Source organism: Arthrobacter sp. 01T428 (assembly GCF_056398685.1).
The window spans coordinates 14336-36392 of the sequence record NZ_JBFTPW010000004.1; the positions used below are offsets into that span (position 1 = coordinate 14336).

Sequence of the window (22057 nt, forward strand, 5' to 3'; positions counted from 1 at the left end):
GCGGCGCGGGCGGGTCTGAAAGGGCGGGGCACGTTGCGTGCCCCGCCCTTCTGCGTGCCTAGCCTCCGGCGGAGACCCTGTTGGCCATCAGCTCGGCAACCTCGGCCGGAGACAGCTTGGCGTCGACGATCCACACCGTGAACGTGCGGACCAAGGAGTCGCCTGCGGCAAGCACCACTGGCCGGTCCCACGCGAGGGCCGAACCCACTGCGGGGTAATCCGCCATCCGGACGAACCAAGGATCCGGCGCCTCAGCCGGGGCAGCGAACACCAGGGTGGCGGGGCCTCCAGGGAAGTCGGCTGCCCAAGCCAGCCACGGTGACGCCGAGCCGTGGACTTCGGGTTCGCCGCGACCTTCGGCAGTGAAGACCTCAGCTTCGGCGCACGCAGGCAAGCGCCAGAAAAAGCCGCCGTAGCCGCTTCCGGGGGCGCCGTTTGAGCCGGGGCTGCCCAGCGAGGAGTCGACGACGGCGGTCAGTTCTGTTCTTAGCTCCAGTTGCCAGGTGCGGCGGTCGAGCTGCCGGGAGCCGGTGGTGCGGCGTTCGCGGAGAAGTTCGGCGCCGTCCGATGCCTGCCAACTCAATTCCTGCTCCAGCAAGCCGGGCCCGGACACTGTGGAGCGCTCGATGATGCGCCCATGGTCTTGCCGTTCTTCGTAAGGGCCCGACGCGCGGATGTACGTTTTGCCGCCCCAGAAATTGGTCCCGTTCACATCCTGCAAGGTGAATCCCGCGCCAAGGTGCCAGGGGTGGTCTGCCGGCAGGTGATCGGTTACGGGGACTCCGGCCAGTGTACGGACCGGGTGCAGATAGGGCCGCGGGGAGAGCCGCGTGGCAAGGCCTGTACCGCTCTGCACGGTCGCCAACAGGGCAGCGCCGCCAAGCTCGCCGCCGTCGGGCAGGCTCAAAACCGGCCTTCCGGCGTCGACGGCTGGCCGCGCCCAAGGCAAGCCGAGTTCGCTGAAGGTGGCGTGCGCCGCCGTCGCGCGTTCCAGGGCGTCTTCGATTCCGTCGACCACGGGACGGGCGGCGTCGCCCTCGCCCTCCCAGGTGACGTACTGCTCCGGTATCAGCGCCGGAGATTCCGCGGTGCGGATGGCTTCGAGGACCTGCATGAAGGCGCCGCTGTCCGCGAGCGGACTGATCAGCGGCGCCGCGGTTGCGGGCCCCGGCGTCGAGCGACGATGCTCCAGCAGGTCTTCGGTGAGGTCCACCCGGCCGTATACGGTTTCGCGCTTCCCGGCGGCAGAGCTGACAGTGAGGCGGTCTTCGGTGTAATGGAACACTGCAGTGCCTTCGCTGCCCTGCAGGGTGATGTACGGTTCCACGGACTCGGCGGCGCAGAGGGTGAGCGCGCACGTGATGGGCACGCCCGCTGCGGTGCGGATCCGGATGACGGAGGTGTCGTCGGCTTCGATGTCGTTGGCGCGGTACAGGTCCGTATCCACGGACGCAAGATCGTCCACGGTTTTCGCCCCGGCGATCCTCAGCGCTGTGGCGATGGCGTGGGCCAGGGGGTTGGTCGCCACCCCATCGACGACGTCGACGCCGTCAAGGCTGCGCTTACCCGCCCATCGTGAGCGTTTGTAATAGGCGCGGTCACGCACCCAACGCCCGGTGGCCGAGATGCCCAGGAGCGTGCCGATCTCTCCCGCCGCAAGGAGTTCATCAATGGCCTGGAGGGCCCGGGATCCGAGGCTTTGGAAGCCGACCTGGACGATTCTGCCAGCTGCGGTGGCGGCTTCCTGCAGGCGATTGAAGTCGGCGAGGGAAGCGACTGGAGGCTTCTCAAGGTACAGATCGGCGTGGGGGAGCGTCGTGAGGGCGAGTTGCGCGTGCGTCTGGATGGGGGTGGCCACAATGACGAGGTCCAACGCGGGGGTTCCCGCCAAGAGCTCGTCCAAGTTGCTGAATACCGCGGTTCCGGGCGGGAGGGCGCCGGGGGCGGGCGGATTCGGATCCGCCACGGCAACAAGTCGCACCACGCCGTTTGCCTGGAGCCTTTCGAGGTTCTGCAGGTGGTGCGCGCCGAAGCCGTGGACCCCAATAAGGGCCACCCTGCTGGGCTCATGGCCGGACTGTTTGTGTTCTGCCGGTTTGCGTTCTGCCGGGACGGGCGTGGACAGGGTGCCCATGGCTCTCCTCATCTGTCCCCGGGAGGCGGGGCTGCTGACGTCGGTGTCGTTTCAGGACCGCTTGGTAAGCGCTTTCCAAGAAGAGTGTACCTTGAGTCCAGGGGAGATGTAACGGCTTTGGTTTGCTGCGTTTAGGCGGTTGCGTTTAGACGATCCGGCCGGCCGGCAGTTTCTCCCCGGCCTCGACCGCCACGTCGATCGAATTTCCCGCTACAGGCATGGGGCATGTGCCATATGGGGTGAAGGCGCTCGGGTAGTTGATGGCGCGGTTGAAGTCGAGGACCACGGAACCGTCGGGCCGGGGGCGCGAGACGGCCAGCTTGCGCCATTCGTCCGTGGTGTTGCCGTTCGTCTCGTCGTGGAAGGTCACCGTGAGGGCTCCGAGCTTCTCGGCCTCGGCGTGCAGGCGGATCTCGTGGGGAAGTCCAGGCGCCCGGAAAACCACCTCGCCTACCGATCGGTGCACCCCATCCACCAAAGGATTGGCTGTCCCGATCGGCACATCCACGGGCTCGGGGTACGCCTCGAAGCGGCCTTCAAGCACCCAGTCCGGGTTGTATTCAAAGGTGGGAACGGCGTCGAACTCCGTCAACACCGGCGAGGAGTTGTCCCTCGTGCGGATGGCGTACTTGTCCGCGCGCATGGCCAGTTCCACCACCACTTCCGTGCCATCCGAGCCGCCGAACTGCACCCACATGAGCGATTCCTCGTCCTGGAGGGTGGCTGAAATCGTGCCGTCCACGGGAGCTCCCGTCTCCACGAGCGTGAGTCCGTCGGTCGCGCTCGCGGTGAGTGTCGCCGTCGTGCCGTCCGTCGACCAAAGCCCCGGGACGAGCTCGACGGCGGCGGGTGCGGATTCGAGCCACTGGAAAGAGGTGAGGGTCAGCCAGCCGTGGTCCGCAGCGAGGGCGGCGTTGCGGCCGGTGCGGAAACGTTGCCAGCGTTCCAGCTGGGCGTTGCTTGCGGGGGCTGTTGCGCTCATGGTTCCTCCAGCGGCTTGGGGCGGTGTTCGTTGGCTTAACCATGCACCCGTCGCCACCATTCCCGGAACCCAACTGACTAGCAGTTGTTGTCGTTTTGACGGCTCATAACGACAACAACTGCTAGTCAGTTGGGCCGGAGCGGGCGGGCGGAGCGCGCAGGCGGAGCCCGCGACAACATTTGAGACGGATTGCCACCGGCCTCAGGGCTGCGGGTAGGATTCCTTTGGAAATATTAGTAATCCGGCTCACAGTATCCAGCGCAGTGTACGGGCCACACCCAACGCCAGAAGGTATTTTTCATGGTTGACACTGCACATCTCAGCACCGACCTTGCCGCGGAACTGCGGGCCGATGTCCGCCGCGTCTCCACGCTTCTCGGAGAGTCATTGGTCCGCCAGCATGGCCCCGAGCTGCTCCAGCTCGTCGAGCAGGTGCGCCTGCTCACCAAGGAATCCAAGGAAGCCGCCCGCGGCGGCGCCGATGCCACAGGCCCGTGGAGCGCGCACGACGTCGTCGCCCAGGTCCGTGAGTTGCTCGCCTCATTGCCGCTTGAGGAAGCCACCGAGCTGGTCCGCGCCTTCGCCTTCTATTTCCACCTCGCCAACGCCGCCGAACAAGTGCACCGCGTCCGTGGACTGCGCACCCGTCAGGAAAAGGACGGCTGGTTGGCCAAAGCCGTGGCCGAGATCGCCGACGAGGCCGGAACCAAAGCCCTGCAGGACGTCGTCAATGAGCTGGACGTTCGTCCTATTTTCACCGCGCACCCCACCGAAGCCTCGCGGCGTTCGGTGCTGGACAAGATCCGTAAACTCTCGGACGTCCTGGCCGAATCCACCGTTGAGGGCACGGCCGCCCGCCGTCGGCAGGACCGCCAGCTCGCCGAGATCATCGACCAGATGTGGCAGACCGATGAACTGCGCCAGGTCCGCCCCACTCCCGTGGACGAGGCCCGCAACGCCATCTACTACCTGAGCAGCATCCTGACCGATGCCATGCCGGAAATGCTCACGGACCTTTCAGAGCTGCTGGGGGAGCACGGCGTCGTGCTGCCAGCGCACAACGCCCCCATCCGTTTCGGTTCCTGGATCGGCGGAGACCGCGACGGCAACCCGAACGTCACCGCTTCGGTCACGCGAGAGATCCTGCAGCTGCAGAACCAGCACGCCGTGCGGATCAGCATCTCGATGATCGACGAACTGATCTCCATCCTCTCCAACTCCACAGCCTTGGTGGACGCGGAAAAGGATCTCCTGGACTCGATCGCCGTCGACCTCAAGAACCTGCCCGGCCTGGACAAGCGCATCCTGGAGCTGAACGCGCAGGAGCCCTACCGCCTCAAGCTGACCTGCATCAAGGCCAAGCTCATCAACACGGGCCGCCGCGTGTCCGCATCCAGCCACCACGAACCCGGCCGCGACTACGCTTCCACCTCGGAACTCCTGGCAGAGCTCGAGCTGTTGGAAGCCTCGCTGCGTAAGCACTCGGCTGTGCTCGTGGCCGACGGCGCCCTGGCCCGGGTCCGCCGGGCGATCGCTTCCTTCGGGCTGCACTTGGCGACCCTCGACATCCGTGAGCATGCCGACTACCACCACGACGCCGTCGGGCAGTTGGTGGACCGGATCGGCGTCGGAACTCCCTACGGCGAGTTGAGCCGCGCCGAACGCTTCGAGCGGCTGAGCGCGGAGCTGGCTTCGCGCCGCCCGCTGTCCGGCCACCCCATCAAGCTCGACGGCGACGGCGACCGCACCTACGACGTCTTCCGCAGCATCCGCCACGCCCTCCAGACGTACGGGCCCGATGTCGTCGAAACCTACATCATCTCCATGACGCGCGGCGCGGACGATGTCCTGGCTGCCGCTGTGCTGGCCCGCGAAGCCGGACTGATTGACCTGTTCGGCGCGGCTCCGTATGCCAAGATCGGCTTCGCCCCGCTCCTGGAGACCGTGGAAGAGCTGCGTGCTTCGGCCGAAATCGTTGACTTGCTGCTCTCTGACCCGTCGTATCGTGAGCTGGTACGGCTGCGTGGCGATGTCCAGGAGATCATGCTCGGCTACTCGGACTCCAACAAGGAATCCGGTGTCATGACCAGCCAGTGGGAGATCCACAAGACCCAACGCAAGCTACGCGACGTCGCCGCCAAGCATGGCGTCAACGTCCGTTTGTTCCATGGCCGCGGCGGTTCCGTAGGCCGTGGTGGCGGACCGACCTACGACGCCATCATGGCCCAGCCCAACGGAGTGCTTGAAGGCGCCATCAAGTTCACCGAGCAGGGCGAAGTCATCTCGGACAAGTACTCCTTGCCGGAGCTCGCCCGCGAAAACCTTGAGCTCTCCCTGGCGGCCGTGATGCAGGGTTCCGCGCTGCACCGCACCCCGCGCACCTCCGACGACGAGCGCGAGCGCTACGGACACGTCATGGAGATTATTTCCGACGCCGCGTTTGCCCAGTACCGTTCCCTGATCGACGATCCGGACCTGCCGGCGTACTTCCTTGCCTCGACGCCGGTGGAGCAACTCGGATCCCTGAACATCGGCTCGCGGCCCTCCAAGCGGCCGGATTCCGGTGCGGGACTGGGCGGGTTGCGGGCCATTCCGTGGGTCTTCGGTTGGACGCAGTCCCGGCAGATCGTTCCGGGTTGGTTCGGCGTTGGCTCAGGCCTGAAGGCAGCCCGCGAGGCAGGCAACACCGCTGAGCTTGCCGAAATGATGAAGCGCTGGCACTTCTTCCAGTCCGTGATTTCCAACGTGGAGATGACCCTGGCCAAGACCGACATGGACATCGCCGGGCACTACGTGTCTTCGCTGGTTCCGGAAGAGCTGCACCATTTGTTCAAGGCGATCCGCACTGAATACGATCTCACGGTTGCCGAAGTGGAACTCCTGAGCGGCGAAACCGAGCTCTTGGAAGCCCAGCCGACGCTCAAGCGTTCCCTCGAAATCCGCGACCAATACCTCGACCCCATCAGTTACCTGCAGGTGGAGTTGTTGCGCCGCGTCCGTGAAGCTTCCATTTCCGGTGCCGAGATCGACGAACGCCTCCAGCGGGCCATGCTCATCACCGTCAACGGCGTGGCCGCCGGCCTCCGGAACACGGGATAGCGGCTCCTTCCGTTCCTTCCCTTCCGACGCTCGCTCACTTATGTGGGTCTTTTGCCGCACGCTCGCTCACATCATGTGAGCGAGCGTGCGGCATGGAGGGCTTGTTTGTGAGCGAGGGTTGCGTCCGTCCTACCCTCGCTCACATATATGCGTCCTTCTGGAAACCCTCGCTCACATCGAGCGTTTAGGGTTGAGGGATGCCGTCGTTCCAGACCAAGTTGAAGATCACCGGGCTCAAACCAGGAAACCCGCCGGAGTCGGTAATGGCCGCTGCGCTTGAGGCCCTGGAAACGCGTCATCATGTCGAATCCAATCAGCTCGACATTGTTGGTGGCGTCGCCCAAATCAGCCTCCGCTTCCTCGTGGAGCCGCGCGACTATCCGGGCGAGAACAGCGAGGCCCGCGCGTCGGCAGCCATGATGCGCGACGCCGTCGAACGCGTAGCGCTCACAGGGAACCTTTATGTGCTGCGTCGCAAACGGGGGAAATGGTCGCCGGTTTGAGTCCGACGCCGGGACGCCTAAAGGTGCGGCGGCTCGCCCGGCTCGTCCACCGGCGAGCGGTCACCCCGGCGATGCGTGACGATCACGCCCACCACGACGCCAATCAGCAGACCCACGCCGACGCCGATCAGTGAGCTCGCCCAGAACGGAAGCTTCGTCGTCGAGCCCGTAAAGTAACCCAGCCCGGTCTGCCATGTGGCCCACAGCAGCCCGCCCAAGCCGGCGCAGAGACTGAAGCCGCGGGAGGAAACCTCTGCGATCCCGGAAGCAGCCGACGCAGCCAGCCGCCCGCCGGGGATGAACCGGGCTCCGATGATCGCGCCGTAAGTGGAGGATCGCCCGGCCCTGGCGATCGCCCGGTGGATGCCCTGATGGACTTTGCGGCCCCACGCCCAACGGTCCAGGATGTGTCCCAAGCGACGCTTGAAGAGTTGGAAAACAATCATGTCGCCCAGCCAGGAGGCGACGGCGGCCATCAAACCCACCAACCACAGGTTGACCCGGCCCTCCGCTGCCAGCGCGCCACCGGTGATCACCAACATTTCGGACGGGATGGGCGGGAAGATCGCGTCGCCCACCACCATGGGGATGATCCAGGCATAGATCGCGGCTCCCCAGCCATCGGCGGTGGTGATGTCCATGGGCACAAATTACCGCACTTTGGTGCATCCACCGGAGTGTCGTGCAAGACTGGCGCCATGCGGCTCGAAATCCTGCAAGGTGACATCACCACGCGCGACGTCGACGCGATCGTCAACGCCGCCAACTCGTCATTGATGGGTGGCGGGGGAGTGGACGGCGCGATCCATCGCGCCGCGGGCAGGGAGCTCCTGGCCGCGTGCATGGAGGTGCGCGAACGGTACCCGGACGGGCTGCCCGTGGGCCAAGCCGTGGCTACCCCCGGGTTCAAATTGCCTGCCCGATGGGTGATCCACACAGTTGGCCCCAACCGCCACGCGGGCCAGAACGATCCGGAACTGCTGTCGTCGTGTTTCCGCGAGAGCCTGAAAGTGGCAGCGTCCCTCGGAGCGAGTTCCGTTGCGTTCCCCGCAATCAGCGCGGGGGTCTACGGCTGGGACGCGCGCGAGGTCGCCGCGGTAGCGCTCGACGCCGTCAGCCGGCTCGACGTCGAAAGCTCCAGCGGGCTGGAACTCGTCGAATTTGTGCTGTTCAGTGCGGAGACGACCGACGTGTTCCGGAGCGTGTTCGGGGCTTCGGACGGGTGAGGGCACGCTTTCGCAGCGGCGTCAGACGGACTGCGCCTCAAGCACGGACTTCAACTGCCCTAGCTGTCCGACTTCCGACTCCATGGTCTTGGTGATCATCGAGCCCATGAGCTTCATGAAGCCCTTGGGCTGGAGATCCAAGGCAAACCGAACGGTGGTGCCGCCGTCGGCCTCGTTCAGGGTGAAGGATCCTGTTGGGCGGGCGGGGCCCGCGATGACCTGGAAATCGAGCCGCTTGCCTGGCTCGGCTGCGGTGATCTCGTAATCGCCGGCGATCGTGCGGCCCCCGGGGCCTGCCATCGTTTGCGAGTACACGGCACCCTTGTTGCCTGCTTCTCCGCTTGCGAGGGCGACACTCTTCACGCCCGGACGCCACAGCTTATTGTTCAGCCCGTCAGCCAGGAAGGCGTAGACGTCGTTTGCGGGGCGGTTGATCGAGACTTCGTTTTCAGCGTGGGCCATGCGGTTCCTTTTCGCGAGACCGAACACCGCCCGCGGTTGTCGGGCCGGCAAAACCGAGCATATACGCCCGGTCCGCTTGGCAACTCGGGAACGCGCCATTTTTCGCCGTCCCCGGATCCTGAACACCCGTCCCCGACGCTCGCTCGGGTACGTGGGTGTTTGGCGGGACGCTCGCTCGGGTATGTGGGTGTTTGGCCCGACGCTCGCGCGGGTACGACCCCAAGCTGAACATGTTCCTCATTTTGGGTGAGCGAGCGTCCCGGGAAAGGGCGCCATATGTGAGCGATGGTTAGGGGGGAGGGTTAGGCGGGGTGGGCTTCGCCTAGCTCGAGACGGCTCCGGTATTCCACGGGTTGCTTGCTGATGGGGTCAACGAAGCGGATGCCGCGAGCGAGCAATTGCAGCGGCTTGGAGTAGTCGTCCGGGGCCTTGTCCAGGAGTTGGGGATAGAACGCGTCGTTCACGATTCCCAGCCCGAGCGAAGCCATGTGCACGCGAAGCTGGTGGGTCTTGCCGGTGTGGGGCTCAAGCCGGTAGAGCGCCCGGCGGGCGGCGCCGCCGTCGAACGTTCTCAGCAGCTCAATGCGGGTTTCCGCGTTGGGTTCGCCGTCGATCACCTCGGCGAGAAGGTAGCTGCGGGATTTTGTCATGCGATTGCGCACGACGGCGGGGAATTCGACGGCGGGAAAGCCCGCGGCGGGTGCCGCGGCGGAGATGCACTCGTACTCCTTTTGCACCTGCCGTTTTTCGAAGAGCACTTGGTACTTGCCGCGGGTCTCCGGATTGGTGGAGAGCAGCAACACCCCGGCAGTCATGCGGTCGAGCCGGTGCATCGGGATGAGGTCCGGCAGGTCCAGATGGTTCCGGAGACGGACGAGTGCGGATTCCTGGATGTAGGTCCCGCCCGGAGTGGTGGGCAGGAAGTGGGGCTTGTCGACGACCAGAAGGTGCTCGTCCTGGTGCAGGATGTTGATCTCCACCGGCATACGAGTCTCCGGCGGGAGCGTGCGGTAGTACCAAATGAAGGTGTGTTCTTCGAGCGGGGTGCGGCGATCAAGGGGCGCGCCGCCCTCGCCGACGATTTCGCCGGCGTCGAACCTGTCCTCGATGCCCTGGGGGTCGATATGACCCCAGCGGTGCATCATGTAGTCCATCGCGGTGTCCCAGGGCCCCTCGTCCGGGAGGCGCAGGCGGGTGGCGTTGACGCCGTCGCGCACTGGAAGGGGGGATTGCATCACCGGTCCATTCTACCGGGGTTATGGCCAGGTCTCCGACGAGAAAAAAGTTCTTGACAATAAAAGTTGTCGGTAGGCAGAATGGAAGCATGTTGGACATCGAAGTGATCGAGGATCCCGCCGCGGCGGAAGCGTCGCTGGACCCGATCCGCACCCGCATTCTGCAGGAACTGGTCGAGCCGGGTTCCGCCACGCAGCTGGCGGTCAAGGTGGGCCTGCCCCGGCAGAAAGTCAACTACCATCTCAAGGCCCTCGAGCGGCATGGACTCGTCGAACTCGTGGAGGAACGGAAGAAGGGCAACGTCACCGAACGCGTTTTGCGCGCGACGGCGGCGTCGTACCTGATCTCGCCGGTGGCACTTGCATCCGTGGCGCCGGATCCCCGGCGCTTCTCGGACCGCTTTTCCGCCTTCTGGCTCCTGGCCCTCGCGGCCCGGACGGTCCAGGAGATGGGCAAGCTGATAGCCGGCGCGGCCGCGGCCAAGAAGAAGCTTGCGAGCTTCGCGATCGACGGCGAAATCACCTTCCAGTCGGCGTCGGACCGTGCCGCTTTTGCCGAGGAGCTCGCTGTCGCGGTGACCCGGCTCGTGGACAAGTACCACGACGGCGGTACCGGCGCTTCGACCGAAACCGTGAGCGGCGCACGCAAGCACCGGCTCGTCGTCGTACTTCATCCCGCACTCAAGACAACGCAGCACTCTCCAGAAAAGGAACAGGACAATGACTGACAACCGTGAATTCGAAATCGTAGCCGACACCGAACTGCCCGGCACTCCTGAACGGGTCTGGCAGGCTGTCACCCAGGACACCTCGGCCTGGATGTTTCCCACCGATCAGTGGCCGGCCGTGAAAACCGTGGACGAGTATCCCAGTCACCTTGTGACCCGGATGGACGGGCCGGACGGCTGGTTCAACCAGTTGGAGCACGTGCTCGAACCGCTCGACGGCGGCCGGGCCAAGCTGCACTACGTCCACAGCGGCATCTTCGCGGACAACTGGGAGGGACAGTACGACGGCGCCAGCAAGCACACCGAGTTCTACCTGCACACCCTGGGCCAGTACCTTCAGTACTTCGACGGCAAGCCTGTGGTCTTCACGGACATCCAGGGCCCGGCGGCCTCGCAAGCGCCCGACGGTTTCGTGCAACTGAAGAAGGCCCTCGGCGTGGACGGTGTTGCAGAGGGTTCCGCGGTTGAGGTGGACGTCGACGGCGTGGGGCGGCTGAGCGGGGAGCTCGACTTCTCCAACCAGCACTTCCTGGGCCTACGGACGGCGGACACGCTCTACCGGTTCTTTGGCCGGAACTCCTTCGGAGCACCCGTGGGCATGACGGTGCACGATTTCAGCGGCAGCGGCGATTCTGAACTGACCGCGAAGGCCTGGGGCGACTTCCTGGAGAAGGTGTACGCCTAACCCGCCCGCCAAGGGAAGCGAAGCTGGCTCAGGCTGCCCAGCCGCGTCCCACGGCATCCAACGCGGCGGCGTAGATCCCTTCCCAATCGGTTCCGGGCTCGTCCATGTTCGCAAGTTCCAGGCTCACCAGTCCGTGGACCTGTCCCCAGATGGACATGGCGATCGTCGCGGTTTCGGCATCACGAACGGTCCCCGCTTGCTGCGCGGCGGTCACCGCTTCCATCAGGGGAAGCATCGCTTCCGAGGCGACTGCCGGCGTCGGGCTGCAGTCCACATAGCTGGCAAGTGCGCCGCCAAACATGAGCCGGTACAAGGCTGGATGTTCAAGTGCCCAGGAACGGTAGGCGAGGCCCAAGCCTCGGAGCCCTCCGTTTTCGGCGAGCCGTTGCGAGTCGCCGAACGAGCGGAATCCGTCGTCGACGGCGGCCGTCAGCAACTGCGCCTTGCCGCCGAAGAGTGAGTAGACCGCCGTGGTTGAGGTCTGGGCGGCTGCGGCAACGTCGCGGAGCGTGACTCGCGCAGGGCCGTGCCGGTCAACGAGTTCGGCCGTTACCTGAAGAAGCCGCTGCCGGACGAGCTGGTCATGAACGATGGGTCTTGCCATGCCTCCAAGTGTTTCATAACATTGTTTCGTAACGACGTTATGAAACTCGACGAGCGGAACTTGAGCTACCGTTCCCAGACCGAAGGATTCGCATGGCACAGGAAATCTTCCCGGGGCGCTTCACGGCCGACACCGGGCGCGAATCGGTGACCGTATTCCTTATCGGAATGCGGGCCAACCGTTGGTGGAAGATCGGCAAAGTGGCGCGAGTGGCATCGTCAATGCCCACCATGCTCCGCCATCTCGCAACGCATCCCGAGTCCGGACTGCTCGGGTGCGAACAGTGGTTCGGGCGCACCACCATGCTGCTCAGCTATTGGGAGAGCCCCGAGCATCTCAGGCGCTTCGCGGCGGACAGGGACTCGCCGCACTTGGCGCCCTGGCGACGCTTCATGAAGGAAGTCGCGGGAAGCGGCGACATCGGCGTGTGGCACGAAACCTACCAGGTGCCGGCGTCGGGAATCGAGGTGGTCTACAACGGCATGCCGCAGTTTGGCCTGGCCAAAGCCACCTCCCATGTCCCTGTCGGTCCGGGCACCAACACCGCCAGGCAGCGCATGGGTGCCGGGCAACCCAACTGACTCGCAGTTAATGTCGTTCTGAGGGCTCAAAACGACAACAAATGCGAGCCAGTTGGGCGGCGGGGGAGCGGGCGGGCTGCGGAACGGCGGGCTACGCGACGGCGGCGGGTTCCTTGGGCGCTTTCAAGGTCCTCCGGAGTTGCGGCGACGCATCGATCCGGGCTTGGGCATCGCGCAGTGCCAGCACCGCCGTCTCAAGCTGGGCCGGCGCGAGCGTGTACGGAACGCGCATGAAGTGCTCGAAAGCCCCGCCGACGCCGAAGCGCGGGCCGGCCGCGAGCCGCACGCCGAAGTCCGGGGCGACGACGGTGAGCGCGGTACTCGACGGCGTGGGCAACCTGCACCATGCCGTCAGCCCGCCGCGCGGACGTTCCACGTGCCACCCGGGAAGGTGCTCGGCCAGTAATCCGAGGAGCGCTTCCCGGTTCCGCCGCAGCTCCGCAAGCCTCGCGTCCAGCGGTTCGGCGAAAGCCCGGAGCAGCCGAGCCGCAGCCAGCTGCTCGACGACGGGCCCGCCCAGATCCATCGTTGTCCGGGTCTGCACGAAGCGGTTGATCAGGTCCTCTTCGGCGCGGATCCACCCGGTCCGGAGCCCGGCCCAATGCGATTTGCTGAGCGATCCGATGGTCACCACCGCCGGACTGAACGCCGCGAGCGGCGAGGTGCTGACGCCGTCGAGGTTTAGCTCCCGCAGCGTTTCGTCTACCACCAGGACAGTGCCCGTCCCTGCCGCCTCGCGGACCAGGCGGCGCCGCTGAAGGTTGGACATGATCCGCCCGGTGGGGTTGTGGAAGTCCGGGACGAGGTAGGCCATGGCCGGGCGTTGGTGGCGCATTGCGGCCACCATGCCGTCGATATCCCAACCGCCCGACGTCGGCTCGGCGGCAGCGCCCGACGTCGGCTCGGCGGCAGGCGGCATCGGCACCGGAACCGTGCGTGAGCCCGAAGCGCGGATTGCATCGAGAGCGTTGGGGTAGCTGGGATGCTCCACGAGGACCTTGTGCTGCCGCCCGGCGAGGGTCTTCAGGATAATGTTCAGCGCGTGCTGGGCCCCCGAAGTCACCAGTATCTGTGCGGCCGTCGTGGGGATCCCGGCTGCCGTGTAGCGGTCCGCGATGGCTTCCCGGAGGGGTGGGAGGCCGACCGCGTCGTAGCCAAAACCGGGCAACAGCGCAGGGAGATCGATCAACGCATCCGCGAATGCCCGGTGCACCACCTCGCCCGTCGCTGGCAGTGAAGCATAGGCGAGGTCGAGTATCCCCTCCGGAATGGCCAGTCCAGGTCCGCTGACAGGGACCGTCCGGTGTGGAATGCCCGTCCGGCCCCTGCTGCCCTGGCCGCCGCTCAGGAATCCTTGCTCGCGCAGGCTGGCATAGGCGGCAGTGACGGTGGTCCGGCTGACGCCCAGGGTGACGGCGAGCGCGCGCTCACTGGGCAGTGCCACGTCGAGCGGGATCCGCCCGTCCATCACCAAAAGGCGTACGACGTCGGCAAGCTCGCGATAGGCGGGAGCGGCGCCAGTGTTCCACGGACCGAGGAGACGCACCATGGCTGTGGGGTTGAGGGATCCGGGCATAAGACCAGTATTGCAAACTGGCTATGGAAAGCAATGCCAGTTTTCGGGAGCATGGTTTCATGATGACCCGCAGAATCACCCAGCTCCTGATTGGCCTCGCAATGTACGGGATCTCCCTGGCCATGTTCATCCGGGCCGGCCTTGGCCTGGACCCCTGGGATGTCTTCCACCAAGGCGTCGCGGGGAAGATCGGGTGGAGCATCGGCACCGTCGTCGTAGTGGTCAGCTTCCTGGTTCTTCTCCTCTGGATACCGCTGAGGCAGATGCCCGGTTTCGGAACCCTCGCCAACGCCGTTCTGGTGGGAGTCTTCGCGGACGTCGGCCTGGCCCTGATCCCGGCGTTCTCGCACCTGGGTGGCCAGATCGCCATGCTCGCCGGCGCCGTGGTCCTGAACGGAATCGCCTCCGCTTGCTACATCGGCGCGCGCCTTGGCCCGGGTGCCCGCGACGGACTCATGACGGGACTTGCCCGCCGCACCGGATGGTCGGTGCGTTTGTCCCGGACCCTGATCGAGGTTGTCGTGCTCGGTGTGGGCTGGCTGTTGGGTGGGTCCGTCGGCGTTGGAACCGTTGTCTACGCCTTGGCCATTGGCCCGGTGGTTCAGCTATTGCTGCCGCTGTTTACGGTTCCGGTGAAGGCTCCCGTGGCTGCCCCGGAAGCGGTGCCGGCCACTTCGTGACGCGGAATCTTCCTGGCGACTCGCAGATTTCCTGACGCCCCCGGAATTCCGGGGGCGTCAGGGAATTTCCGCAGCGTCAGCCGGACGAGCCGGGCTGGCACTCCGGGCAGAAGTAGATGGTGCGGTCTTCCATCCCGGACGCTGGCCCCAGCACTCCGCGGCGAATCGGCGTCCGGCAACGAAGGCACGGCTGGTGCTCGCGGCCGTACACCCAGTAGCCGGAGCGGGGAATTCCCCGGACTCCAGGGAACGCTGTGCCGCGCGTGATCCTTGGCCCGGGTCCGAGGTTGGCTTCGAGCATAACCTTGGCTTCGGCGAGCATCGCCGGCAGATCCTTCACAGCCGATACCGGCGCGGCCGGATGCACCCCGGCCAGGAAACACGCCTCGCAACGATAGATATTGCCGAGGCCGGCGAGGTTCCGCTGGTCCAACAGTGCGACGCCGATCGGTGCGTCCGGCGCAGCCCGGAGCCGACGAACGGCCTCTTCCGCGTCCCAGTCGGGCCCGAGCAGGTCCGGGCCGAGGTGCCCTACTACGCGGGACTCGTCCGTCGTCGGGATCACCTCCAGGATTCCCAAGGAGAAGCCGACGACGTCGGCCGTCGCTGTGCGGAGGACGCACCTGGCCGTGTGGCCGGGTTTCCTCCACCGGCCGCCGGGGGAATAGACCTGCCAGCTTCCCTCCATTTTCAAATGCGAATGGATGGTCAGGGCGCGGCGGGATGGTCCGGTAGCCGCCGAACCGGCGTCGTCCGCCGGCGCAGTCGCGACCGACCCAATCGCCGCCGGCTCCAGCAAGCGCATGAGCAGGTGCTTTCCCCGTGGCACTACCTCGGACACGGTCCATCCGGCCAGGTTCAGTGTGGCAAACCTGGGTACCCGGAAGTCCGAGGTGACAAGGGCCTGCCCAGCGAGGGCCTTGTGCAACTCCGCGGCGGTCCGCCAGACCGAGTCACCCTCAGGCACGGATCCTCAAACCCTTCGGCGTGGAGTACGCCCCGGCAGCCGCAAGGGCGGAAGCCACGGGGGTGTCCAAGAGGTCATGGCCGTTGACCTTTTCCATAATCAATTTGTCCACGGCTCCCCGCCGCACCACTCCGACGAGCGCGGCAGCGGCAGCGGCCAGGACGGCGTCGTCTTGGCTGAAAGTGAGCAGGGTCTTCCCTCCCCGTTCGACATACAAAACCAAGGCGCCGTCGACTATCACCACCAGGGCACCTGCTTTCCGTCCCGGACGGTGGCCCGATCCAGCGTCGACGGCCAACGCGGGCCACGGGAGGGCCGCGCCATACGGGTTTGCGGGGTCCGTTGCGGCGAGGGCCAAAGCGACCGGCTCCGTTTTGGCGAGTTGGGCGTCCTCCGTGAAGGAGCGTAATCGGTCCACTGTCGCCGGCACGGCAAACTGGGCGGCGCCGAGGTGCTCGATGAAGTAGCCGCGGCGGCACCGCCCGGCTTCTTCGAGGCGCGCGAGGACCTTGTACATCAGCCCGAATCCGCCCACGATGTTCTCCACCATGACGGAGCCCCGAGTCACGACGCCGTACCTGTCGAGGAGGAGTTCGGCGGTGCCGCGCGCATGGATGGTGGGGTCGAGCTCAGGAGCAGGCAACGCGGACCAGCGGCCAACGGCGAGCGGGGGAGTCGGAGCCGCTCCGGTGACCGAGCCGTAGCGGCCGCCCGTGAGTCCTGGCGATCCCATCAAGCCCGTGCCGTGCGATCGGCCGAGCCTGCTCATGCGCAGGGACTTGGCACGCGGCGGCCGCGCGGGCTGTTTGTGCGCCGTGCGTCCGCCGGCAATCATCGCGCGGACGGGGGCGAAGGTGTCGCCCGTGATGCGGCCGGCCCACACGAGGTCCCACAGGGCAGCCACCACGGCATCGTCGCTAAGGACCGCGTCCATGCCGCCGGCAACATCGGTGAGTTGCCGGAAGAAATAGGCGCCCCCGCCGGTCTGCAGGTATTCCAGAAGGCGGAGTTGGGCGTCGCCGGGCTCGAATTCAGGGTCCGGGTTGAGGGTGAGCTCCGCGGCTTCGGCCACATGGAGACTGATCCACCCGTCGTTCCCGGGCAACGAGCCAGCCCCTGACCACAAGACTTCGCCCGCGGCCATGAGCTCGTCCAACATGGCCGGTTGGTAATCGGAAATGCGGCTGGCCAGCACCAAAGGCTCCCACGCCGACGCCGGAACAGGCACGCCGGAGAGCTGGTCGATGGCGGTCATGATGCCGTCGAGCCCGCGCAGCGCCGGGGCACCCCTGCCTCCAGAAGAACCAGGACGGCCGGCCGAGGGCACGGGTACGTTTTGCCAGGCGGGGAGGAACCGGCCGTACGCGGCAGCGTCCACCGGCTCCACTTCGGCGCGCAGTGCAGCAAGCGAACGACGCCGGAGCTTGCGCAGCACTTCGGAATCGCACCACTCGCTGCTCAATGGGACTCCGCGGAGCGGAACAGCCGGGAGTTCCGGTGCCTCCAACAACTCCGAACCCTCATCGGGAACCGTGGCCGGCGCACTCGGGTGCGGGCGGAACTCGCCCTCCACTACGCGGCCGTCCGCCGCCAGGCGTTTGAGCGCAGTGCTTACGACGGCGACACCCAGTCCCAGCCTCGAGGCGGCTTCCTCGGCCGTGAAGGGTCCGTGGGTTCGTGCGTATCGGGAGACCAGGTCCCCGAGCGGATCGTGGACGGGTTCGATGAAGGCGAGCGGCACTCCCATGGGCAGCGGAACCCCGATGGCATCGCGGAGCCGGGCCGCGTCCTCGATAGCGGCGAATCGTTCAACGCCGCTGAGCGTCACGGTGAGGGCGCGGTTGGCCTTGCGCAGCGCCGCCAGATGCGATGCGGCCAGATGCGATCCCGCCGCCAGTTGCGACGCGGCCGGATCCGCGGAAGCTTCCACTCCTTCGGGCTGCAAACGGGCCGCCACTTCGTCGACGCTCAAGGGGCCGAGCAGGCGCAGCAAGTCCGCGACGCCTTCCATCCCACGGACCAGCCGGTCCGGTGCCAGCCGCTGGAGCTCGAGCTCGGTGGCCTCAATGACCTTCGCGTCGAGGAGCTCGCGTAGTTCCACCCTGCCCAGGAGCTCGTTGAGGAGCGTGGAGTCGAGGGCCAAGGCAGCGGCCCTGCGTTCGGCGAGCGGTGAATCGCCCTCGTACAAATACTGGGCCACATACCCAAAGAGCAGCGATTTGGCGAAGGGCGACGGCTGCTGCGTGGTGGTCTGAACCAAGCGCAGTTCCCTGCGTTCGATCGAAGCTGCTATGTCTTTCAACGCGGGGAGGTCGTAGACGTCCTGCAAACACTCGCGCACGGTTTCGAGCACGATGGGGAAAGACGGGTACTTCTTCGCGACATCCAGCAATTGGGCGGAGCGTTGCCGTTGCTGCCACAGCGGCTGCCTTTTCGCAGGGTTCTGGCGCGGCAACAACAGGGCGCGCGCGGCACACTCGCGGAAGCGGGAGGCGAACAAGGCACTCCCGCCAACCTCCGCCGTCACGATCTGCTCAAGCTCCTCCGGGTCGAACAGGAACAGCTCGGCCCCCGGAGGCTCGTCCTCCATCATCGGGACCCGCAGCACGATCCCGTCGTCGGCGGCCATCGCGGAACCGTCCAGCCCGTAGCGCTGCTGGAGCCGCTGCCCGACGGCGAGTGCCCACGGTGCGTGGACCGGCATGCCGAAGGGGCTGTGCAGCACCACGCGCCAATCGCCGAGTTCGTCATGGAACCGTTCGACCACGAGCGTCCGGTCATTGGGGACCACTTCCGTGGCCTGCTTCTGTTCGCCCAGATACTGGATCAGGTTGCCGGCGGCGAAGTCGTCCAGTCCGCTGGCCTTGCAGCGTTCCAGTGCTGGCTCTTGGTCCGAGGCGGAAAGCTCACGCACGAATGCTCCGAGGGCGCGGCCGAGATCCACCGGCCGGCCCAAGGAATCGCCCTTCCAGAAGGGGAGTTTTCCGGGCTGGCCGAAGGCGGGCGAGACAAGGACACGGTCGTGCGTGATGTCCTCGATTTTCCAGCTGGTGGCACCCAGGGCAAAGATGTCCCCGACGCGTGATTCGTAGACCATTTCCTCGTCGAGCTCGCCGACGCGTCGGCCGCCTTTGGCAGCGCGCGACGCCGGACTGGGCTCCTGTGCGGACCCTGGACCCGCCTGGCTGGAACCGGAGCCGGACCCAGAACCGGTGCCTTCGCTCTCGGTGCCGATGATGTACACGCCGAAGAGCCCGCGGTCCGGGATGGTTCCGCCCGAGGTGACGGCAAGTCGCTGTGCTCCGGGGCGGCCCTCGATGGTGCCGGCATTCCGGTCCCAGATGATGCGCGGCCGGAGTTCGGCGAATTCGTCCGAAGGATACCGGCCAGCCAGGAGATCCAGGGTGGCTTCGAAAGCTGAGCGGGGCAGGGTGGCGAAAGGAGCGGAGCGCCGCACGGTGGCGAACCATTCCTCGACATCGATGCTTCCCAGCGCGGTGGCGGCGACCGTTTGTTGGGCGAGGATGTCCAAGGGGTTGGCTGGAACGTGGAGGCGTTCGATCTTCCCGCTCAGCATGCGTTCCACAGTGATGGCGGTGTGGACGAGGTCCGCACGATGCTTGGGGAAGAGTACGCCTTCTGAAATCTCGCCTACTTGGTGCCCGGCGCGCCCAACCCTTTGCAGTCCGCTGGCCACCGACGGCGGCGACTCAACCTGGACTACAAGGTCCACGGCACCCATGTCGATGCCGAGTTCCAGGGACGACGTGGCCACAACGCACCGCAGCCGGCCGGACTTGAGGTCATCCTCGATGAGTGCCCGCTGGTCCTTGGACACGGAACCGTGGTGCGCGCGGGCCAGGACCGGATCGGCGCCGCTCGTGCTGCCGGCCTGGGCCATCATGTGCGCCGGAGTCGCCGTCGAGGACGGCAGCCCCGAGTCCAGCGCCGAATCCGCCGCGGCGGAAAACACATCCACCGCCATGAGTTGGCGCTCCGCGTAGATCTCGTTCAATCGGGCTGTGAGTCGCTCCGCGAGACGCCGGGAGTTGGCAAACACAATGGTGGACTGCTTCGACAGCACAAGGTCGACGATCTTCTCCTCGACATGCGGCCAAATGGACGCTTGCGGTTGCAGTCCGGAGGCCGGCCCGGAGTCGAAGGCGCCCGCGGCTCCCGCCAGGTCGGACATGTCCTCCACAGGAACGCTGACGCTGAGGTTCCAGTTTTTGTGCGACGGTGGTGCGACGATTTCCACGGGTGCCGAACCGGCGAGGAACTGTGCGACGAGCTCGCGCGGCTCCACGGTAGCCGATAGGCCGATCCGTTGGGCGGGTTTCGGCAGCAGCGCATCGAGCCGTTCCAATGACACCGCGAGGTGTGCGCCACGCTTGGTGCCTGCAACGGCGTGGACCTCGTCGACGATCACGGTGTCCACCTCGCTGAGCGTCTCCCGGGCTTTGGACGTCAGCATGAGGAACAAGGACTCGGGCGTGGTGATGAGGATGTCCGGCGGGTGGCTGAGCAGCGCGCGGCGGTCCGCCGTCGTCGTATCTCCTGAACGGACTCCGACGCTGACCAGCGGGGCCGGCAACCCGAGCCGTTTGGCGGTTTGCGTGATGCCGATCAGCGGCGAGCGGAGGTTCCGTTCGACGTCCACGCCGAGGGCCTTGAGGGGTGAGATGTACAGGACTCGGGTCTTGCGCTTGGGAGCTTTGGCACGGGCGGTTGTGCCCTCAAGTTCCGGAAGGGCGCCCGCCGAAGCAAGCGGGGACACGGACAAGAGCCGGTCCAACGCCCACAGGAATGCTGCGAGCGTCTTGCCGGAACCCGTGGGTGCAACTACAAGGGCGTGCGATCCCGAAGAAATGGCCTTCCATGCACCGTCCTGGGCAGGGGTGGGCGCGGAGAAAGCACCGAGGAACCACTCGCGCGTGGCACGGCTGAAGCGGTCCATGGCTGAATTGCCAGGACCGCCCGGTAGCTTCTGCTCCTGCATTCCTCCATCATGCCTCACGGCACCGACACAATAAGGAACAGCGCTGGACCGCCTACCCCGCCTGGAACGCCTGGACGGTCAGGAGATTGATATTGGTGTTGCTGCAGGCCGTGTATTGCTGCGGGATGAACAGCGAAGCGGTGTCCTCGGGTGGGTAGACCCGGAAGCCGGCGGCTGGGGCCTGGGTGCACTCGGGGTAGTTCCCGGCCTGGGTGTAGCGGAGTTGGGCGAAACCGGCCTTCCCCGGAGCGAGGAGCACTTGCGTCACAGGCTGGGAGTCGTCGCGCGCGGCAGCCGCGCCGATCGGATCGCCCGCGGGTCCCGACGTGAGTGAGACGCCCGGGAAGCCATTGAGGACACAGGGTTGCGTGCCGGAGTTGGTCAGGATGAGTTTCATGTAGACGCTCCCTGCCGCTCCGCCCCCTGTGGAGTCGACAGATGCCTTCAGCGAGCCCGCTTTGCAGAGAGCGACGCCTGATGGCGTCGTCCCGGTGCTCGATGGCGTGGCGCTGCCGCCTGAAGTAGGAGTACTTGAGGCCGAGGCCGAGGCCGACGGTGACGACGAGGCCGACGCCGTGTCGCTGGGTACGGCTGATCCCGAGGGCTGGGCCTGGGTTTGGAAACAGCCGGAGAGCAGGAATACCGAGGCTGCTGCCATCGTGAGCAGGAGACCGTTCTTGACTCGCATATTCGTCATGCGCACAGCTTTTCGTCGTCATTTGCCAGAGTCAACTGCGGCGCGGCAGCGGCGCCGGATTGGCGTCCGGATCGTAATGTTCCGGACGCCGACCCAACGGAGCCGTTACTTGGAAACTGATGCCTTGGCGGAACGGCTGCGGAAGAAGGCCGCGCCACCCAGACCCAGCCCTGCCACGCCGGCGATCAGGCCGGCCCAGCTGCGCGCCTGTGAGCCGTCGTCGGTCACGGAAGCTGCCTGCTCGGTGGAGATGGACGCAGCCATGTGACTGTCACCCGCGGCCGAATCTGCGGCTGTGACGGCCACCGAAGGAGCCGGAGCCTTCAGCGAGTGCGCGTCCTGGCCGTCCTTCGGGATTTCAGCCCAGTTCGTCTGCCCTTGCTCGCAGTTCTGGAGCGTGGGGAAGTAGAGGGTCTTGCCAGCGGTGTCGGGCAGCTTCACGGACAGGACCAGCGCGTCGCGCAAGTGCGGGTCCAGCGGAGCCTTGGCCGTGTAGACGATCTGGCTGGTGCGTTTGGTGATCGATGTGCCGTCGGCCAGCTTCTTGGGTTCCGGCAGCGTCTGCGTCACCTTTTCGACTGTCCAGTTGGGGTTCACCGTGGGCGTGGCGTCGGTCAGTTCCTCGGGCAGGTTGATGGTCAACTTGGTGGTGCCTGAGGTGTCGCAGCCGTGCGGGACGCCGAACGTCAGCAGGGCATACGAGTTGGCCGTGGTCTTGTCCGGGTTGATGGAGACGTGGGCAGATGCGCCTGCGAGGCCGGCCATCATCAGTGCGGCGGTGCCGCCCGCGATTGCGGTAGCGGAGAGGGCGCGGCGGAGTGAGGACTTGTTCATGGTTGTTGCCTTTCAACGGGCGCGCGAAGGCGCGCCAAAGTGAGGGGATGTGCCCGTCACCAGTT

General features: G+C 66.0%; 18 protein-coding genes. 7 read left to right on the plus strand and 11 right to left on the minus strand.

Annotation, left to right across the window (positions count from 1 at the left end):
- Positions 1-58: 58 nt before the first annotated feature.
- Positions 59-2134, minus strand: a complete 2076-nt coding sequence (locus AC1DJB_RS06785; RefSeq protein WP_441432901.1) for a DUF6807 family protein — start codon at positions 2132-2134, stop codon at positions 59-61.
- A gap of 145 nt (positions 2135-2279) precedes the next feature.
- On the minus strand, positions 2280-3116 hold the full coding sequence (locus AC1DJB_RS06790) for a DUF1684 domain-containing protein (RefSeq protein ID WP_284988696.1): 837 nt from the start codon (positions 3114-3116) through the stop codon (positions 2280-2282).
- A gap of 300 nt (positions 3117-3416) precedes the next feature.
- Here AC1DJB_RS06790 and ppc point away from each other — a divergent pair, with 300 nt between their 5' ends.
- Complete coding sequence (ppc, locus tag AC1DJB_RS06795) at positions 3417-6215, plus strand: phosphoenolpyruvate carboxylase (protein WP_306963311.1); 2799 nt, start codon at positions 3417-3419, stop codon at positions 6213-6215.
- A gap of 197 nt (positions 6216-6412) precedes the next feature.
- On the plus strand, positions 6413-6718 hold the full coding sequence (locus AC1DJB_RS06800; RefSeq protein ID WP_059388561.1) for a hypothetical protein: 306 nt from the start codon (positions 6413-6415) through the stop codon (positions 6716-6718).
- A gap of 17 nt (positions 6719-6735) precedes the next feature.
- Here AC1DJB_RS06800 and AC1DJB_RS06805 read toward each other — a convergent pair whose 3' ends face one another.
- Positions 6736-7359, minus strand: coding sequence for a DedA family protein (locus tag AC1DJB_RS06805; RefSeq protein ID WP_059388562.1), 624 nt, complete (start codon positions 7357-7359; stop codon positions 6736-6738).
- A gap of 57 nt (positions 7360-7416) precedes the next feature.
- Between AC1DJB_RS06805 and AC1DJB_RS06810 the strand changes: the two genes are divergently transcribed.
- Positions 7417-7944, plus strand: coding sequence for an O-acetyl-ADP-ribose deacetylase (locus tag AC1DJB_RS06810; RefSeq protein WP_306963314.1), 528 nt, complete (start codon positions 7417-7419; stop codon positions 7942-7944).
- A gap of 21 nt (positions 7945-7965) precedes the next feature.
- Here AC1DJB_RS06810 and AC1DJB_RS06815 read toward each other — a convergent pair whose 3' ends face one another.
- Both AC1DJB_RS06815 and AC1DJB_RS06820 read right to left on the minus strand, forming a co-directional pair.
- Positions 7966-8406, minus strand: a complete 441-nt coding sequence (locus tag AC1DJB_RS06815; RefSeq protein WP_284988699.1) for an SRPBCC family protein — start codon at positions 8404-8406, stop codon at positions 7966-7968.
- A 302-nt stretch (positions 8407-8708) separates the two neighbouring features.
- Positions 8709-9641: an RluA family pseudouridine synthase gene (locus AC1DJB_RS06820; protein ID WP_441437618.1), complete on the minus strand. Its 933-nt coding sequence runs from the start codon at positions 9639-9641 to the stop codon at positions 8709-8711.
- 89 nt (positions 9642-9730) lie between these two features.
- Between AC1DJB_RS06820 and AC1DJB_RS06825 the strand changes: the two genes are divergently transcribed.
- Positions 9731-10369: an ArsR/SmtB family transcription factor gene (locus AC1DJB_RS06825; protein WP_059388565.1), complete on the plus strand. Its 639-nt coding sequence runs from the start codon at positions 9731-9733 to the stop codon at positions 10367-10369.
- Positions 10362-11054: an SRPBCC family protein gene (locus tag AC1DJB_RS06830; protein WP_441437575.1), complete on the plus strand. Its 693-nt coding sequence runs from the start codon at positions 10362-10364 to the stop codon at positions 11052-11054. The genes AC1DJB_RS06825 and AC1DJB_RS06830 overlap by 8 nt, the downstream gene beginning before the upstream one ends.
- Before the next feature lie 28 nt (positions 11055-11082).
- On the opposite strand, the gene AC1DJB_RS06835 is transcribed toward AC1DJB_RS06830, so the two are convergent.
- The gene (locus tag AC1DJB_RS06835) at positions 11083-11658 is read right to left on the minus strand and encodes a TetR-like C-terminal domain-containing protein (RefSeq protein WP_059388567.1); all 576 of its coding nucleotides are present in this window, start codon (positions 11656-11658) and stop codon (positions 11083-11085) included.
- A gap of 92 nt (positions 11659-11750) precedes the next feature.
- Between AC1DJB_RS06835 and AC1DJB_RS06840 the strand changes: the two genes are divergently transcribed.
- Positions 11751-12239 carry a DUF4188 domain-containing protein gene (locus AC1DJB_RS06840; RefSeq protein ID WP_059388568.1) on the plus strand — a complete coding sequence of 163 codons (489 nt, stop codon included), beginning with the start codon at positions 11751-11753 and terminating at the stop codon, positions 12237-12239.
- Between the two features lie 91 nt (positions 12240-12330).
- On the opposite strand, the gene yczR is transcribed toward AC1DJB_RS06840, so the two are convergent.
- Positions 12331-13815, minus strand: a complete 1485-nt coding sequence (gene yczR / locus AC1DJB_RS06845; protein WP_441437576.1) for a MocR-like transcription factor YczR — start codon at positions 13813-13815, stop codon at positions 12331-12333.
- A gap of 59 nt (positions 13816-13874) precedes the next feature.
- On the opposite strand from yczR, the gene yczE reads away from it, so the two are divergent.
- Positions 13875-14495, plus strand: coding sequence for a membrane protein YczE (gene yczE / locus AC1DJB_RS06850; protein ID WP_476910067.1), 621 nt, complete (start codon positions 13875-13877; stop codon positions 14493-14495).
- A 76-nt stretch (positions 14496-14571) separates the two neighbouring features.
- Here yczE and AC1DJB_RS06855 read toward each other — a convergent pair whose 3' ends face one another.
- From AC1DJB_RS06855 to AC1DJB_RS06870, 4 genes are all read right to left on the minus strand, one after another.
- The gene (locus AC1DJB_RS06855; RefSeq protein ID WP_441437577.1) at positions 14572-15462 is read right to left on the minus strand and encodes an Fpg/Nei family DNA glycosylase; all 891 of its coding nucleotides are present in this window, start codon (positions 15460-15462) and stop codon (positions 14572-14574) included.
- Positions 15455-20461 (minus strand): DNA glycosylase AlkZ-like family protein, encoded by a 5007-nt coding sequence (locus AC1DJB_RS06860; RefSeq protein WP_441437578.1) that lies wholly within the window; start codon positions 20459-20461, stop codon positions 15455-15457. Before AC1DJB_RS06860 ends, AC1DJB_RS06855 begins: the two co-directional genes overlap by 8 nt.
- Before the next feature lie 52 nt (positions 20462-20513).
- The gene (locus tag AC1DJB_RS06865; RefSeq protein WP_476910068.1) at positions 20514-21158 is read right to left on the minus strand and encodes a DUF4232 domain-containing protein; all 645 of its coding nucleotides are present in this window, start codon (positions 21156-21158) and stop codon (positions 20514-20516) included.
- A gap of 105 nt (positions 21159-21263) precedes the next feature.
- Entirely contained in the window at positions 21264-21992 is a 729-nt protein-coding gene (locus tag AC1DJB_RS06870) for a YcnI family copper-binding membrane protein (protein ID WP_284988706.1), read from the minus strand.
- Between the last annotated feature and the right edge of the window lie 65 nt (positions 21993-22057).

What these genes read in the sequence shown, in the direction of transcription:
- AC1DJB_RS06785 (WP_441432901.1), bottom strand. Translation starts at nt 2,134, where the DNA reads ATGGGCACCCTGTCCACGCCCGTCCCGGCAGAACGCAAACCGGCAGAA.
- AC1DJB_RS06790 (WP_284988696.1), bottom strand. Translation starts at nt 3,116, where the DNA reads ATGAGCGCAACAGCCCCCGCAAGCAACGCCCAGCTGGAACGCTGGCAA.
- ppc (WP_306963311.1), top strand. Translation starts at nt 3,417, where the DNA reads ATGGTTGACACTGCACATCTCAGCACCGACCTTGCCGCGGAACTGCGG.
- AC1DJB_RS06800 (WP_059388561.1), top strand. Translation starts at nt 6,413, where the DNA reads ATGCCGTCGTTCCAGACCAAGTTGAAGATCACCGGGCTCAAACCAGGA.
- AC1DJB_RS06805 (WP_059388562.1), bottom strand. Translation starts at nt 7,359, where the DNA reads ATGGACATCACCACCGCCGATGGCTGGGGAGCCGCGATCTATGCCTGG.
- AC1DJB_RS06810 (WP_306963314.1), top strand. Translation starts at nt 7,417, where the DNA reads ATGCGGCTCGAAATCCTGCAAGGTGACATCACCACGCGCGACGTCGAC.
- AC1DJB_RS06815 (WP_284988699.1), bottom strand. Translation starts at nt 8,406, where the DNA reads ATGGCCCACGCTGAAAACGAAGTCTCGATCAACCGCCCCGCAAACGAC.
- AC1DJB_RS06820 (WP_441437618.1), bottom strand. Translation starts at nt 9,641, where the DNA reads ATGCAATCCCCCCTTCCAGTGCGCGACGGCGTCAACGCCACCCGCCTG.
- AC1DJB_RS06825 (WP_059388565.1), top strand. Translation starts at nt 9,731, where the DNA reads ATGTTGGACATCGAAGTGATCGAGGATCCCGCCGCGGCGGAAGCGTCG.
- AC1DJB_RS06830 (WP_441437575.1), top strand. Translation starts at nt 10,362, where the DNA reads ATGACTGACAACCGTGAATTCGAAATCGTAGCCGACACCGAACTGCCC.
- AC1DJB_RS06835 (WP_059388567.1), bottom strand. Translation starts at nt 11,658, where the DNA reads ATGGCAAGACCCATCGTTCATGACCAGCTCGTCCGGCAGCGGCTTCTT.
- AC1DJB_RS06840 (WP_059388568.1), top strand. Translation starts at nt 11,751, where the DNA reads ATGGCACAGGAAATCTTCCCGGGGCGCTTCACGGCCGACACCGGGCGC.
- yczR (WP_441437576.1), bottom strand. Translation starts at nt 13,815, where the DNA reads ATGCCCGGATCCCTCAACCCCACAGCCATGGTGCGTCTCCTCGGTCCG.
- yczE (WP_476910067.1), top strand. Translation starts at nt 13,875, where the DNA reads ATGATGACCCGCAGAATCACCCAGCTCCTGATTGGCCTCGCAATGTAC.
- AC1DJB_RS06860 (WP_441437578.1), bottom strand. Translation starts at nt 20,461, where the DNA reads ATGCAGGAGCAGAAGCTACCGGGCGGTCCTGGCAATTCAGCCATGGAC.
- AC1DJB_RS06865 (WP_476910068.1), bottom strand. Translation starts at nt 21,158, where the DNA reads ATGACGAATATGCGAGTCAAGAACGGTCTCCTGCTCACGATGGCAGCA.
- AC1DJB_RS06870 (WP_284988706.1), bottom strand. Translation starts at nt 21,992, where the DNA reads ATGAACAAGTCCTCACTCCGCCGCGCCCTCTCCGCTACCGCAATCGCG.